Here is a 15,186-nt window from a genome sequence, read left to right as displayed (position 1 = left end):
GGAATTCCTCCTTAGCTCAGTTGGTTAGAGCATCTGACTGTTAATCAGAGGGTCCTTGGTTCGAGCCCAAGAGGAGGAGCAACAAAGCCCCACATTTTTATGTGGGGCTTTCTGTTTTTAAATTATGGCTACAGTTTATATTCTCCATTCTAAAAAATTGAATAGATTCTATACAGGATATTCAAATGATCTTGATGTGAGAATGAATTTTCATTCTATAGCTCATTCCAATAAGTTTACAGGAAAAGCAGATGACTGGATATTGTTTTTACAAATTGAGTGTAAAAATAAAGTCCAGGCTTTAGCTGTTGAGCGCCATATAAAAAGAATGAAAAGTAAAGTTTACATTGAGAACCTAAAAAAATATCCTGAAATGCTTGAGAAGCTAAAGAATACTTATTCTGACTGTTAATCAGAGCCCCGATAGCTATCGGGGTTGGTTCGAGCCCATTGCTTGTCCCGATTCCTATCGGGAAGGAGGAGCTTTATGAAGCCGACCACATGGTCGGCTTTTTTATTATCTTATGTTGGGCGAGAAGCTTTCTTTAAATATGGACTGGGAAAAACCAGAATCAGGAATAAAAAACCACCTGATCAGGTGGTTTTTTTATTTTTAAAGCCTATTATATTTTCCTCTCAAAAATGCCATTTTCAACAGGATTTATATGCTGCGGTTGCAGCCGGCGTTGTCTATAGTAGACTGGTATTGCTCCAGGTAATCTATTAAATACTCGGCAGTAGTTTTTTCATAGGTTTTTGTGGGCTGCTGAAAATCCTGCTCGTAGACATTGGACAGATAATCATTTACTGCCACAGTTATTTCGATAGCATCGTCCATCATTTTGCCATCGGTTGCAATGAGTTCTACTCTTCCATTCCTGTACTCCATTTTAATACCTGAATAAGCCAGGGAAGGGGCGTAATCGGCATTAAGAAAAGTTTCTAGCTGCTCAACGGTCATGTTGAAAGAATCCAGCCCATTTTGAAAAGGATCTATAGTGTAAAGATCGAAAGGTGTGATACTCCCATAATCCAGTCCGGCACGAATTCCGCCGTAGTTTTGAAAAACTATATCGGCTCCGGTAACTGTACGTAGGGCATCGGTATAGAAACAGGCTGTTTCGGGGGTACTGTGATCCCTAAGGGATGTACCTATTTCCTCAAAAAATTCAGGTTTATTGTTGTACTCAGAAATCAACTTCTCCATTTCCTCATCGGTTTCGGTTGCCTGATCAAGATCGATGAGCTCATGCCGGTAATCTACTACTTCCCCATTCTCTACCGTTAGACTCAATTTTGTAAGAAGCTTTAGGTTTGATCCCGACTGCACCATGTATCTTCCCGCCACCTTTTCACTGTATACAGCATGGTTGTGTCCTCCCACTACAAGATCAACAAAATCGTGCTGCTCCAGGATCATCTTATCCCCTTCCCTTCCGTAATGTGTTAGCGCCACAACAAGGTCGGCTGCCATTACTTCGGGATCATTCCGGTACTTTTCCATCGCGTTTACACCTTCCTTAAATTCCAGGCCCTTAAGTTTCTTTGGGTGAGACAATGGCTTATTATCGGCCGATCCTGTTTCCACAACACTTATAAAAGCGATCTCAAAATCATCTTTTTCAAGGATCACTTTTCCCTGCGGAATCGTAAAGCCCGAGCTGCTGCTTTCAATGTTTGCACAAAGAAAAGGAAATGCCGACTCCAGCATTCTTTTTTGAAGTACCTCCTGGCCATAATCAAACTCGTGGTTCCCTAGTGCACTCACATCCATGCCGGCCCGGCCCATTAGATCAACCATGGGAAATCCTTTCTCGGGGTGGTAGTCTACTATGGGATTGCCGGAGAAAATATCCCCGCCCGAGACGAAGAAAACCTGGGATTCAGATTCTTTTTCGGCATCAATAATGGCTTTTATCCTTCCGAAGTTGTGGATCTTCCCGTGTGGATCATTGATGGAGTAGATGACGATAGTTTCGGCTTGCGGCTCAACTTCAGGGGGCGTAGGATCATTGGCATTATCTGAAGAACAGGAAACCAGAATAAGGATACCCGCCAAAAATGTCATTTTCTGAAGGTATTCCGAAGCAGAGAAAGAGAAATATGTTTTCATAGAGGTCCAAAAATAAAGGCCGAAAATATCATTTTTCGGCCTTATATAATTTAATTTATTTCAATATTTTATTCAAAGAGCCAGCGGTAAATATCATTCCCGTTCGCAAACAATACCAGTGCAATTAGTATTACAAAACCAACAAGCTGTGCATATTCCATAAATTTTTCATTAGGAGTCCTGCCCGTTACCATTTCGTAAAGGAGGAATACCACGTGCCCCCCGTCAAGTGCCGGAATGGGTAGAATGTTCATAAAAGCAAGTATAATGGAAATAAACGCAGTGGTCATCCAGAAGGCCTGCCAGTTCCAGGCATCGGGAAATAGACCTCCAATAGCACCAAAACCACCAACCTGGGTCGCTCCTTTTTTGGTAAAGACATATTTGAACTGCGCCACATAATCGTGCAGCGTCCAGTAAGCAAGGTCAAAACCTTTGCTTACACTCTCTGCAAGAGAATATTTTTCACGCTGTACAGAGATGCTATAAGACTTAGAAATTCCAATTTCTCCTTCAGCATTTGGCGTAACAGAGACCTCTATCATATCATCCTCCAGGATCTCGGCTTTTTGCTCATCCAGCTCCACACTTTGAAATTCTCCATCCCTTCTAAAAATGATGTTTAACGGCTCTCCTTCATTTTCCTCAATTTCACGGGTAAGTTCATGCCAGTATCCTATCTCAATATCATTTATAGAGATGATCACGTCCCCTTTTTGGAGACCGGCGAGAGCTGCAGGACCTCCTGTAATAACAGAATCCAGCACAGGGTACTCAATTGGAACAAAAGGCTGCATTACGCCCTCCTGAAACATTTTTGAACCAATTTCTTCGGGTACAGAAATTGTTTCCTGCTGCCCGTCCTGGTGTTTAACAGTGATATTATTAACATCCCTTAAAAAAAGGTATTTGTTGATATCTATACTGTTCTTAAGGTCTTCCCCATTCACCTGCAAAACCTGGTCACCATCTCGAAAACCAAATTCCTTGAAGGTGTCGTCTACAGCAAAACCATTAGGCATATCATCGGGCGAAATATATGGACTTCCCCAGGTGAATACCACCATCATATAAATAACGAAACCAAGAACAATGTTTACAGTAACTCCTCCTATCATCACAATTAATCGCTGCCATGCAGGTTTGCTCCTAAATTCCCAGGGCTTTGGTGCCTGGGCCATTTGCTCCTTGTCCATGCTTTCATCGATCATCCCGGCAATCTTGACGTAACCTCCAAGGGGAAGCCAACCAATTCCATAAACGGTATCTCCTATCTTCTTCTTGAAAAGGGCAAACTTTACGTCAAAAAAGAGGAAAAATTTCTCCACCTTTATTCCGAACATTTTCGCCGGGATAAAGTGCCCAAGTTCGTGAAGAACAATGAGAATGGATAAACTGAGGATTAACTGAAGTGCTTTTATAAAAAACGGATCCATACGTAATCTGGCTAAATTAAAATCGCACAAAAGTAACCTTTTAATGGTTCTCAAAAAAGCCTAAATGGACAGTAGGTTCAGGAACAAATTTTTTTTAGTCCGTGAGGCCTCAAAAATGCCGTTTAGAATCGTAATTTTGTACCCAAATAAATGCTATGCTTAGCTTTTTCGCGAAATATAAGTTCTTCGGAATCTTCCTCTTTGTGCTTTCGGCGATCATTATAACGATCATTTATAACATCCTAAAGCCCCAAGAAAGGCTTCCTGTCTTCCAGCCAAACATGGTGAACAACGAGCTGGTAGATTCTACCATGCAGGAAGTCCGGAAATATCACACCATCAAAGACTTTAAGTTATACAACCAGAACGGCGATACTATTACCCAGGATTTTTATAAGGATAAGATCTATGTAGCCGATTTCTTTTTCACTACTTGCCAAACCATTTGCCCGATCATGACAGATCATATGCTGCAAATCCAGGAGAAGCTAAAAGACGACGAGGACATCCTGTTACTTTCCCACACAGTAATACCTAACCATGATAGTGTCCCTGTGCTAAGAAAATACGCCGATGAAAAAGGGGTTAATGATGAAAAATGGAACCTGGTAACCGGTGATAAGAAGGAAATTTACGAACTGGCTAGAAAATCTTATCTCGCAGCAAAATCTGATGGAGATGGCGGTGCCTTCGACATGATCCATACCGAGAATTTTGTCCTCGTGGACAGGGAAAAGAGGATAAGAGGCTTTTATGATGGTACAGATCCCGAAGCCATTGAAGAACTCATGCAAGACATTGAAATCCTGAAAAAAGAAGATCGTTAGGCTGATCTTTATCAGGAAAGCCTGAATAAAAATTTCTTTTGTGGGTGCAAGTTTTTGTAAGTGTATATTTTGCCTTATTTTTGCCTTGTTTAAAATCAATCTAAATAAACATTGACCACTACCATTGCCGATCTTAAAAGAGGCCAGCGAGGCATAATCAAGGAAATTTCAGCAGAGGTAATTCCGCTAAAACTTCTCGAGATGGGATGCCTGCCGGGCAATGAAGTCGAGCTGGTACAAACCGCTCCATTCAGGGATCCGCTTTATCTCAATATTAACGGCAGCCACCTGGCTATAAGAAAAGAGACAGCCCTGCAAATTGAAATTGAAATTATTCCCTGATCATGGCCAAACAAATAAATGTTGCATTAATTGGCAATCCTAATACCGGGAAAACTTCTGTTTTCAATCAGCTCACAGGCTTAAACCAACAGGTAGGAAATTACCCGGGGATCACGGTAGAGAAGAAAGAAGGAGTTTGTAAACTTCCGCGGAATGTTAAAGCACACATTCTCGATCTTCCCGGCACATACAGCTTAAATGCATCATCTCTTGATGAAAACGTGGTCATCGAGCTACTACTTAATAAGAATGACAAGGATTATCCAGATGTTGCAGTAGTAGTGAGCGACGTGGAAAACCTGAAGCGTAATCTTTTACTTTTCACCCAGATCAAGGATCTTGAGATCCCTTCGATCCTGGTTATCAACATGGCCGACAGGATGAAGCGCAAAGGAATTTCAATTGATGTTCCCGCTTTAGAAAAGGAATTGAAGACAAAGGTAGTTTTGGTAAGTGCAAGAAAAAAAACCGGAATTGATGAGCTAAAAGAGCATATTCTGAATTACCGGCACATTTCTACCGAACCCTGTCTTAATGCTTCCAGAATGGATCCGGAATATTTTGGCAGGTTGCGAAATGCCTTTCCTAATCAATCATTATATAAGCTCTGGCTGGTAATTACCCAGGACGTGAATTTTGGAAATGTAAACCGAAATAGTGATACCCTTAGGGAAGATTTTGTGACCAAAGATGAGGGTGCTCTTAAGAGGATGCAGCAAAAAGAGACCATTCTGCGATATCAGTTCATTAATAATGTCCTTAAAGAGACAATGACGGTAGATGTAAATGCTGCCAGAGGTTTACGTGCTCAAATGGACAGGATCCTCACCCATAAAATTTGGGGCTATGCGATCTTCTTTGCTATTCTGCTTCTTATTTTCCAGGCTATCTACGACTGGTCGAGTTATCCTATGGATTTTATTGATGCCTCTTTTGCAAAGCTTAGTGAAATTACAAGAGATTTTATGCCTCCGGGCCCCTTCACAGATCTTATTGCTGAAGGGATCATCCCAGGACTTGGAGGGATCGTGATCTTTATTCCGCAGATCGCTTTTCTCTTTTTGTTCATTTCAATCTTAGAAGAAAGTGGTTACATGAGCCGTGTGGTGTTCCTTATGGACAGGACCATGCGTCGTTTTGGACTTAGCGGAAAAAGTGTTGTGCCACTGGTATCGGGTACTGCGTGTGCTATCCCTGCGGTTATGGCCTCCAGGAATATTGAAGACTGGAAAGAAAGACTAATAACTATCCTGGTGGTTCCTTTTACAACCTGCTCTGCCCGGCTACCGGTTTACCTTATCATTATTGCCCTGGTAATTCCCGATAAGTCATTTATGGGATTCAACCTTCAGGGTTTAACGCTCATGCTGTTGTACCTTCTTGGTTTTTCAATGGCCATAGGATCTGCCTGGATACTGCACAAGATCCTTAAGATCAAAAGCAAATCTTATTTCGTTATTGAAATGCCCAACTATAAAGTGCCCATGTTTAAGAATGTGGGTATAAATGTAGTGGAGAAGACAAAAGCCTTTGTCCTGGGTGCCGGAAAGATCATCCTTGCAATTTCCATAATTTTATGGGTACTGGCCAGTTATGGGCCGGGAGATAACTTCAGCAATGCCCGCGAGATAGTCGAAACCGAGTACAGTGAAACCTATTTACCCGAAGAAGAGATCGATGAACTGGTGGCTTCCTACAAGCTTCAGCATTCGTATATCGGGAATGTTGGAAAAGCAATTGAACCGGCCGTAGCTCCATTGGGTTATGACTGGAAAATTGGCATAGCTCTTGTGAGTTCTTTTGCAGCAAGAGAAGTTTTTGTGGGTACGCTGGCTACTATTTATAGTGTAGGTAGTGACGAGGAAGAGACCATAAAAGCAAGAATGGCATCGGAGACCAACCATATTCTGGGAGGACCTCTCTTTACCTTTGCAAGTGGAATAAGTTTACTGTTGTTTTATGCTTTTGCAATGCAATGTATGAGTACCCTAGCAATCGTAAAAAGAGAAACTAACACCTGGAAATGGCCTATATATCAATTAGTAGTTATGACGGCCATAGCTTATATCGCAGCCTTAATGGCCTTTCAAATATTAAAATAAGACTATGGAATTACTTCAGGAAATACTTGTCTTTATCACCTTCGGTTTAGCAGTAGTTTACATGTTCACCAAGTTCATCTATAAGCCGAAATTTATCTTCGGAAGCAAGAAAAAAAGCGGGAAAGCATGTGAGACCAGCTGCGGAAGCTGTCATTGATCTTTCTGCGGAAGTACAGCCACAAAACTGAGGCAGTATTCTTCGGGAGCTATTCCTTTCGCCGTTTCCGGATACGGGATTAATTTGGTCATCTGCATTTGAAGCACTTCAGAAAGTGCCAGCTCTGCACCACCACCCGAGAGCACCACTTCTTTTTCAAAGTATTCCCCGCTCAATTCTATTCCAAGCAAAACCTTTGCCTCCCCGGGCCAGATACATGTTACCTGTTTCGGACAACGGGAATCTGATATCACACCTAAAAATTTAATCTTCGTTTTATCGACAAGGAAATCCTGCCCCACACCAAGATCTGCGTTTATTCGAACTTGTTCTACGACTGTGGAATCTTTTTCCTGTGCAAAAGAAATGGCAGAAAGAAAACCTGCCAGAAACACTACTATAATTTTCTTCATATCATAAAGACGACGAAAAAAAGTTGTTGTTGCAAATTACCGGAATTAATCTAATTCGTTTTCCCCGGTTTTTTTTTGAGCAAATTTCGTAAATTTGAGGTAGTTATGAAGTTTTTCATCTCCATTTCGCTGTCGGTACTGCTCCTGGTCCAATCCTTTAATTTTGGAGCTGCAGATTTTTTATCCCTTGACGAACTGGTGGAACACGCACAGGTTCATTCAAAAAATTACGGAGATTCTTTTTTCGTTTTTCTCACCAAACACTACGGAAGTCTCAAAGATGATCATTCAGCTTCTCATGAAGGACACGAGAATCTTCCTTTCAGGCACGACCATTCTCAAACCACAGTAAATTTATTCGTACCGCAATATTTTGAAACTCCCTTGGCAAAGAATCTACTTGTTTCACAACAACGGGCAATCTATTTCCATACCAACATTTACATTTCCGTCAATATTCAGAATATCTTTCAGCCGCCCAGGCAAGCATAATTCCCTCAATTTTTTTGAAGCCGGTCCCCCCGGAAAAATCAACATTGAAGTTCTGAATTATGCTAACACGAATAATCCGGTTTAGTTTAACCCATAAACTAGTCATTCTTCTGCTAACCCTCGTCATGGTGGGCTACGGGATATACTCCCTCACCCAGATCCCCATTGGCGCGGTTCCCGATATTACAAATAACCAGGTGCAGGTGATCACCACTTCGCAAAACCTTTCCACACAGGATATGGAACAGTTCATTACCGCTCCCATTGAGCTGGAAATGGCCAATCTTCCCGGAGTAGTGGAGATACGTTCAGTATCAAAATTTGGATTATCTGTTGTCACCATTGTTTTCGAGGATGACATGGGGCCTTACCGGCCACGGCAGCTTATTGCCGAAAAGATCGATGCTGCAGCACAATCTATTCCCGAAGGTTTTGGTACGCCCGAGATGGGTCCGATCACCACAGGGCTTGGAGAGATCTACCAATACATTCTGGATGTTAAACCGGGCTATGAGGACAGATATTCTCCTACCGACCTTCGTACCATACAGGATTGGATCGTGAGAAGACAGCTTTCGGGAATACCGGGTGTGGTGGAAGTAAATAGCTGGGGCGGAAACCTGAAGCAGTATGAAGTGGCCATAAAAACAGAAAAACTCGCAGCCATGGATATTACTGCTGCCGATGTTTTTACAGCTCTTGAAAAGAATAATAGTGTTGCGGGAGGCGGGTACATTGAAAAGGAGAATCAGGCATATTTTATTCGGGGAGAAGGTTTGGTTAGTTCCCTGGAGGATATTGAGAATATTGTGGTTAAGAACAGGAACGGAATTCCTGTCTATATAGGTGATATTGCTGAAGTAGGCTTTGGAAGGGCTACGCGCTATGGGGCAATTACAGGAAATGCTGAAGGGGAAAAGGTACTGGGGCAGGTAATGATGCTGAAGGATGCGAATTCTAAAAAAGTAATTGAGGCTGTACAGGAACGGGTGGCATCAATTTCTGAAACCCTTCCCGAAGGGATCTACATTAACGGCTTTCTTGACCGTAGCCTGCTAATTGACAAAACCACCTTTACCATTACAGAAAACCTCGTATTAGGTTTTCTAATCGTGATCTTCGTGGTGGTTCTGCTTTTGGGAAATATAAGATCCGGGCTTGTTGTGGGCTCTGTGATCCCACTTGCCATGCTCTTTGCCCTTTCCATGATGTACACCTTTGGTGTGGATGCCAATTTAATGAGCCTGGGGGCTATAGATTTTGGTATCATCATAGACGGGGCAGTGATAATAGTAGAATTTATTGCTTTCAAAATAAACAGTAAGAGTGATGATTTTGAAGGGCTTCAAAAACAGGAAAGACAGGAATTAAAAGATAAAGTCACTCTTACAGGGGCCTCAAAAATGATGAATTCTGCAGTCTTTGGACAATTGATCATCCTCATCGTTTTTATTCCTATTCTCTCTTTAACAGGAGTGGAAGGAAAAATGTTCAGGCCTATGGCACTTACTTTTAGTTTCGCCCTTGTTGGCGCCATGATCCTCTGCTTCACTTATGTGCCGGTAGTTTCCTCCATTTTTCTCAAGCCTTCAAAACCAAGCCCAAAAAACTGGTCGGTGAGGTTAATGAAATTCCTTAACAATAGTTATGATGCTTCGATTACCCGGGCGTTAAAGATCAAAAAAGTGGTGCTGGTACTGGCTGTAATCCTGCTGGCGGCGAGCGTTTACCTGTATACAACTATGGGAGGAGAATTTGTACCAACTCTGGATGAAGGGGATTTTGTTATCCAGCCGGTTTTAAAAACGGGTACTTCCCTTAGCAAGACTATTGAAATCACTACGGAAATAGAACGCATTTTGATCGAAAAATTTCCTGAAGTAGACCAGGTAGTCTCCCGAATAGGTGCTGCAGAAGTTCCCACAGATCCTATGTCAATGGAAGAAAGCGATGTGATTGTTACCCTTAAACCCAAAAGTGAATGGGTAAGTGCAAACAGTAAGGACGAGCTCGCCGATAAAATAAAGGAGGCGCTGGAAGTTATGCCGGGGATGGCAGTAGAATTCACTCAGCCAATAGAAATGAGATTTAATGAACTCATCACAGGAGTAAGGGCAGATATCGCGATAAAAATATTTGGAGAAGATCTCGGAATTTTGAGTAGTAAAGCCTCACAAATAGAAGATCTTATAAGGAACGTAGAAGGTGCTGCCGATATTACCGTAGAAAAAGTAGAAGGCCTGCCCCAAATGGCTGTTAATTATAACCGAAGTGAGATCGCCAGGTACGGATTGAACGTTGCCGACATTAACGAAGTTCTAAGTATGGCATTTGGAGGGAAGACCGTGGGAAGTGTTTTTGAAGGGGAAAAACGTTTTGACATGGTGGTAAGGCTGGATGAAGAAAACCGGAGGGATATCGATAACTTACAGAACCTTTATGTGGATCTTCCCGCAGGTGGCAAAATTCCTCTTAGTGAGGTTGCTGATGTATCCTACCAAAAGACCGCCGCCAAAATCTCCCGTGATGAAACCCAAAGGCGAATTGTTGTAGGTATTAATGTAAGAAACCGGGACCTGCAGTCGGTTGTAGATGATGTACAGGAGATCATCAATAACAACCTGGACCTACCACCCGGTTACACCGTCTCCTACGGCGGACAATTTGAGAATCTTCAAAAAGCTTCCAACAGGTTGAAGTATGCAGTGCCGGTAGCACTTATTCTTATATTCTTCATGCTGTACTTTGCCTTTAATTCCATAAAGGAAACCCTCATAATCTATTCGGCCATTCCCCTGGCAGCAGTAGGTGGAGTGTGGTTATTATGGCTGCGGGATATGCCCTTTAGCATTTCGGCCGGGGTAGGTTTTATTGCCCTCTTCGGGATTGCCGTTTTGAACGGAATTGTACTCATCGAACACTTTAATCATTTAAAGGATCATGGAATGGAACATGGAGATGAACTTGTAAGACAGGGGGCTAAAGATCGTTTGCGGGCCGTGCTGCTCACAGCCTCTGCCGCAGCCCTGGGATTTCTTCCCATGGCGGTTTCTACCAATGCGGGAGCAGAAGTTCAAAGACCGCTGGCCACAGTGGTCATTGGCGGACTGGTCACGGCTACTTTCCTCACTTTGATTGTGCTGCCGATTCTATATTCCATTTTTGGAAAAAGCGACAAAAAAACTCGCAAAACAAAGACAGGTAAAAAGAAAAAACTTCTCTTCATCCTGCTACTTTTCTCTATTCCGGGCGTAGCGCAGCAAAAAACGCTTAGTTACGATGAGCTCCTGTCTCTTGCATTGGAGAATAACGCAGGGATAAAAGCCGCCGCATTACAGGTAGACCAGGCTGAAGCATTAAAAGGTGCTGCTTTTAGTTTTAATAAAACCGATATCTATTACAGCCGGAATAATGTCGAATCTCTAGCCAATGGAGAGCCGCTAAAAATGTTTGGAGTAGATCAAAGCCTTGATTTCCCCACCTTCTACTTTGCGCAATTAAAGCGGTACAAGGAAAGTACAAAGTTTGAAAGGCTCAATTATGAATTCGCCAGAAAAGCCCTGGAACAGGAACTCGCTTTGAGTTACCTGGAATATCAATATGCACAGGAAAAGAGAAAAACTTTTTATGTGATCGACACCCTCTACAGCAACTTCTCAAATGCCGCCAGGCGGAGGTTTGAACTGGGAGAAACCAATTACCTGGAAAAGATCACGGCCCAGGCCCGGCAACGGGAACTTGAGCTGGAGCTTAAAAAAGCCGAAGCTGAAGTAAGCTTTGCCTACACCAACCTAATGAAGCTTGTACAGGCAGAGGAAGAGTTGAGGATTGCACAGGCTCCACTGGAAAAATTGGAGATCACCAGGATGAGTGTAGATCAACATGTGCTTAAGCGACTTTATGAACAACGTATTTCCCTCGCAAAAGCCGAAAATTCAGTGGAAAAGCAGCGCCTCCTGCCGGAAATTACCTTCAGCTACTTTCGCGGATTAAATGAAGACATTAATGATCATCTTTCAGGATACCAGGCAGGACTTCGTATTCCTATTCTCTTCAGCGGAAATGCAGCCAGGATTAAAGCTTCAAGAATAGCAACAGAAATCGCTACTGAAGAAGCCCTGCAAAACGAACGGCTGCTCGAAACAAAATACCTTCAGCTTATGACACAGTTGGAGAAACATGCGGAGGCCCTTTCCTACTATCAACAGGAAGGAAATGAACTTTCAGAAGAAATTTTAAGAACTGCAAATCTTGGCTATCAAAACGGGGAGATCGATTTCTTCCAGTACATTCTAAGCCTCGAGAATGCTTACAGGATTAGGTTGTCATATCTCGACACCCTGTATGCCTACAATCAAACTGTGATCGCCGTAAATCAATTAATGATCTTAGAACAATGAAAAGTATTAAAATTTTACCCTTTTTGACAGTGCTACTCCTCACTTCATGTAAATCTGAACCCGAAGTAGCCAAAGTTGAATTGAATGAGGACCGGGAGGGAATTGTCATCACCAAAGAACAGTTTGACCATAACCGGATGGAACTCGGGGAACTAACAGAAAAAGATTTTCCGGAGATCATTCGAGTAAATGGGAAGGTCGATGTCCCGCCCGAAAACAGGGCGCAGATCAATGTTTTTGAAGGAGGATATGTGAAGCGGGCACCTCTCCTGGAAGGAAACAGCGTGCAACGGGGGCAGCTTTTACTTAGTCTTGAGAATCCAAAATATATTGAGCTCCAGCAGGAATACCTGGAGCTGGCGGGGCAACTCGATTTCCTGAAGGCTGAATATGAAAGGCAGCAAATAATGCTCGATGAAAACATCACTTCAAAGAAGAACTTCCTAAGAGTGGAAAGCGAATACAAAAGTGGGTTGGCGCGTTACAACGGCCTGCGGAAAAAGCTTCAAATGTTGAATATTGATCCTCAAAAAGTAGAAGCAGGACAAGTTACTTCAGAAATTAACATTTATTCCCCCATTAGCGGTACAGTTGACCGGGTAAATGTCACAAAGGGAATGTTTGTGGAACCCACTCATAATATCATGGAAATAGTGAACACAGAACATCTTCACCTTGAACTAAATGCTTTTGAAAAGGACTTAATGAAGATAAGGGAAGGACAAAAGATCAATTTTAGCCTGCCCCAGGAGCCCTCGAAGAATTATGACGGCGAGATATGGTTAGTGGGAAAAAGTATTGATGAAGATCGTATGGCGGGGATCCATGCTCATCTTGAAGATAGTCTTAAAAGTAAATTCGCGGTAGGTATGTTTGTGGAAGCAAAGATCATTACCGACAGCAAACAGCTTCCCGCCCTTCCCGAAGCTGCAATTGTAGAAGTTGACAATGCGCATTATGTGCTGGTTTTAGAAAACAGGAACGGGGATGAATATCTTTTCACCCGTGTCCAGGTGAAGCCACAAGCAACCTATAACGGGTTTACAGCAGTTGAAGATCCAGAAGCATTAAGAGGAAAACAAATCCTGACCAAAGGAGCATTTAACCTGATAGGTAGCTAGCTGAGTCCCACATCCAGCGTCATCATGACCATAAATCCGCCGATAAAGCCCATTGTGGCAATATCGGTATACCGATCCTGTTGCGCCTCCGGAATTACTTCTTCGACAACAACGAAGATCATCGCACCTGCAGCAAAGCACAGCGCGTAAGGTAAAATAGGTTCAAAGGTCATCACTGCCCATGCTCCCAGGACGGCGGCAATAGGCTCAACAATGGCTGAAAGCTGCCCATAGTTCCAGCTTTTCCAGCGGCTCATCCCCTGCCCCCGCAATGGCATGGCAACGGCAAAACCTTCTGGGAAGTTTTGCAGTCCGATTCCCATTGCCAGTGCTACAGCGCCTCCTATGCTTGCACCTTCCAGTCCCATTGCAGCTCCTCCAAAAAGAACCCCAATGGCAAGTCCTTCGGGAATATTATGCAGGGTGATCGCCAGAGTTAGCAGTACCGATTTATGCCAGGGGGTTTTCACCCCTTCCTTATCGGCCATTTTGAAATTCACATGTAAATGTGGTAGCACTTTATCAAGGCCAAAAATAAACAAAGCTCCCAGTCCAAAACCGACAACGGCCGGTATGACCTTCACAAATCCCTCACCTTCACTCATTTCGATCCCCGGTGCAAGTAAGCTCCAGAAACTGGCAGCTACCATGACACCTCCTGTAAAACCCAGCATCCCATCAAAAAGAGCCCGATTCATTTTTTTAAAGAAGAATACCAGTGAGGCTCCCAGGGCTGTAAGTCCCCAGGTAAAAAGCGTGGCATAAAGCGCAGCTAATACGGGATCTATGCTCTCAAAATATGCTATTATATCGTTCATTAATCATTGGGTTTTATAAACAGGTTCTTTGAAATTGTTTTTGAAATGCGCAGATCTTTATCATTGATCTTGATCAACAGGGATTCATCATATTCTTCACGCTGCACTATCTTTATAGCTTTTCCAAGGGTGATCTCATTTTTATCCAGGTACCTTAGGAATTCTGTGGAAGAATCTTTTACCCCGACGCAAATTCCCGACTGTCCCTCCTCAAGATCGGCCAACAACATTTTATTGGATATCCTAAAATTTCCTTCGGCATCGGGAATAGGATCTCCATGCGGATCCCTTTTTGGATGCCCCAGAAACTTATCGAGCTCATCAGTTAATTTTTCAGATTTTATGTGCTCCAGTTGTTCTGCAATATCATGTACCTCATCCCAGGAAAAATTCAGTTTTTCCACCAGGAAGACTTCCCAAAGACGATGCTTCCGAATAACTTCAATAGCAGTTCTTTTCCCCTGCTCACTCAGTTGCACTCCCTGATATTTCCTGTATTTCACCAGGTCTTTATCGGAGAGTTTCTTCACCATATCGGTGACCGAAGATGCCTTGGTTTCCATTTCTTCCGCCAGGGCATTGGTACTAACACCCCCAGCATATTTCCTTTCTAAATGGAAAATGGCCTTCAGATAATTTTCTTCGGAAAGACTAAACATAAAATAATTCAATTTTTACATGCCAAAAATACATTTTTAAAGATACATAAACAATATTTAGCCTAGTCTAAATCTTATTAATTGTTGTGCGAATGTAATTGAACATCCAGACAGATGTTCTTTGGCAGGTGCATAGGACCGGCTTGGTTAGTTCTTAGCAGATACCAAATATCAGCAGGCTTATCTTTCCCCTTGGATAATCTGAATTAGATGTCCGCCACTATTATTGAAAAAGAATGAAATAGGGATTTCTTCCCTTAAGGGTGAAATAAGATTTTCACATGGGTGTAGACCGGGATGCCAATT

At 42.7% G+C, this 15,186-nt stretch carries 13 protein-coding genes and 1 tRNA gene; 9 read left to right on the top strand and 5 right to left on the bottom strand.

The annotated features are described in order from the left end of the window. Nucleotides 1–5: 5 nt before the first annotated feature. Nucleotides 6–79: transfer RNA gene (locus tag LA313_RS07050), tRNA-Asn, on the top strand. A 45-nt stretch (nt 80–124) separates the two neighbouring features. Continuing rightward, nucleotides 125–412, top strand: coding sequence for a GIY-YIG nuclease family protein (locus LA313_RS07045; protein ID WP_228913974.1), 288 nt, complete (start codon nt 125–127; stop codon nt 410–412). Nucleotides 413–661: 249 nt separating this feature from the next. On the opposite strand, the gene LA313_RS07040 is transcribed toward LA313_RS07045, so the two are convergent. Together LA313_RS07040 and rseP are read right to left on the bottom strand one after the other, a co-directional pair. Then, nucleotides 662–2,113, bottom strand: a complete 1,452-nt coding sequence (locus LA313_RS07040; protein WP_228913973.1) for a bifunctional metallophosphatase/5'-nucleotidase — start codon at nt 2,111–2,113, stop codon at nt 662–664. A gap of 68 nt (nt 2,114–2,181) precedes the next feature. After that, a complete protein-coding gene (gene rseP, locus LA313_RS07035) occupies nt 2,182–3,549 on the bottom strand; it encodes an RIP metalloprotease RseP (protein WP_228913972.1) in 1,368 nt (455 codons plus the stop codon). A gap of 155 nt (nt 3,550–3,704) precedes the next feature. On the opposite strand from rseP, the gene LA313_RS07030 reads away from it, so the two are divergent. The 4 genes from LA313_RS07030 to LA313_RS07015 all read left to right on the top strand — a co-directional run bounded on the left by LA313_RS07030 (nt 3,705) and on the right by LA313_RS07015 (nt 6,977). Continuing rightward, a complete protein-coding gene (locus tag LA313_RS07030) occupies nt 3,705–4,376 on the top strand; it encodes an SCO family protein (protein ID WP_228913971.1) in 672 nt (223 codons plus the stop codon). Between the two features lie 111 nt (nt 4,377–4,487). Then, nucleotides 4,488–4,718, top strand: coding sequence for a FeoA family protein (locus LA313_RS07025; protein WP_228913970.1), 231 nt, complete (start codon nt 4,488–4,490; stop codon nt 4,716–4,718). 2 nt (nt 4,719–4,720) lie between these two features. After that, nucleotides 4,721–6,820 carry a ferrous iron transport protein B gene (feoB, locus tag LA313_RS07020; protein ID WP_228913969.1) on the top strand — a complete coding sequence of 700 codons (2,100 nt, stop codon included), beginning with the start codon at nt 4,721–4,723 and terminating at the stop codon, nt 6,818–6,820. A 4-nt stretch (nt 6,821–6,824) separates the two neighbouring features. Then, a complete protein-coding gene (locus LA313_RS07015; RefSeq protein WP_228913968.1) occupies nt 6,825–6,977 on the top strand; it encodes a hypothetical protein in 153 nt (50 codons plus the stop codon). Here the strand turns inward: LA313_RS07015 and LA313_RS07010 are convergent. Further along, nucleotides 6,971–7,390 (bottom strand): hypothetical protein, encoded by a 420-nt coding sequence (locus tag LA313_RS07010; RefSeq protein ID WP_228913967.1) that lies wholly within the window; start codon nt 7,388–7,390, stop codon nt 6,971–6,973. The genes LA313_RS07015 and LA313_RS07010 overlap by 7 nt on opposite strands. A 105-nt stretch (nt 7,391–7,495) precedes the next feature. Here LA313_RS07010 and LA313_RS07005 point away from each other — a divergent pair, with 105 nt between their 5' ends. From LA313_RS07005 to LA313_RS06995, 3 genes are read left to right on the top strand one after another with little or no spacing between them, the layout of a single operon-like run. Further along, nucleotides 7,496–7,882, top strand: a complete 387-nt coding sequence (locus LA313_RS07005) for a hypothetical protein (RefSeq protein ID WP_228913966.1) — start codon at nt 7,496–7,498, stop codon at nt 7,880–7,882. Between the two features lie 59 nt (nt 7,883–7,941). Beyond that, entirely contained in the window at nt 7,942–12,282 is a 4,341-nt protein-coding gene (locus LA313_RS07000) for a CusA/CzcA family heavy metal efflux RND transporter (RefSeq protein ID WP_228913965.1), read from the top strand. Continuing rightward, entirely contained in the window at nt 12,279–13,403 is a 1,125-nt protein-coding gene (locus tag LA313_RS06995) for an efflux RND transporter periplasmic adaptor subunit (protein WP_228913964.1), read from the top strand. The genes LA313_RS07000 and LA313_RS06995 overlap by 4 nt, the downstream gene beginning before the upstream one ends. Here LA313_RS06995 and LA313_RS06990 read toward each other — a convergent pair. Together LA313_RS06990 and LA313_RS06985 are read right to left on the bottom strand one after the other, a co-directional pair. Continuing rightward, entirely contained in the window at nt 13,400–14,221 is an 822-nt protein-coding gene (locus tag LA313_RS06990; RefSeq protein WP_228913963.1) for a ZIP family metal transporter, read from the bottom strand. The genes LA313_RS06995 and LA313_RS06990 overlap by 4 nt on opposite strands. Then, on the bottom strand, nt 14,221–14,880 hold the full coding sequence (locus LA313_RS06985) for a metal-dependent transcriptional regulator (protein WP_228913962.1): 660 nt from the start codon (nt 14,878–14,880) through the stop codon (nt 14,221–14,223). The genes LA313_RS06990 and LA313_RS06985 overlap by 1 nt, the downstream gene beginning before the upstream one ends. Nucleotides 14,881–15,186: the final 306 nt, after the last annotated feature.

Origin of the sequence: Salinimicrobium sediminilitoris, assembly GCF_020866905.1 — a bacterium.
GTDB classification, from domain to species: Bacteria; Bacteroidota; Bacteroidia; order Flavobacteriales; family Flavobacteriaceae; genus Salinimicrobium; species Salinimicrobium sediminilitoris.
This window is presented reverse-complemented; position numbering and strand designations above follow the sequence as displayed.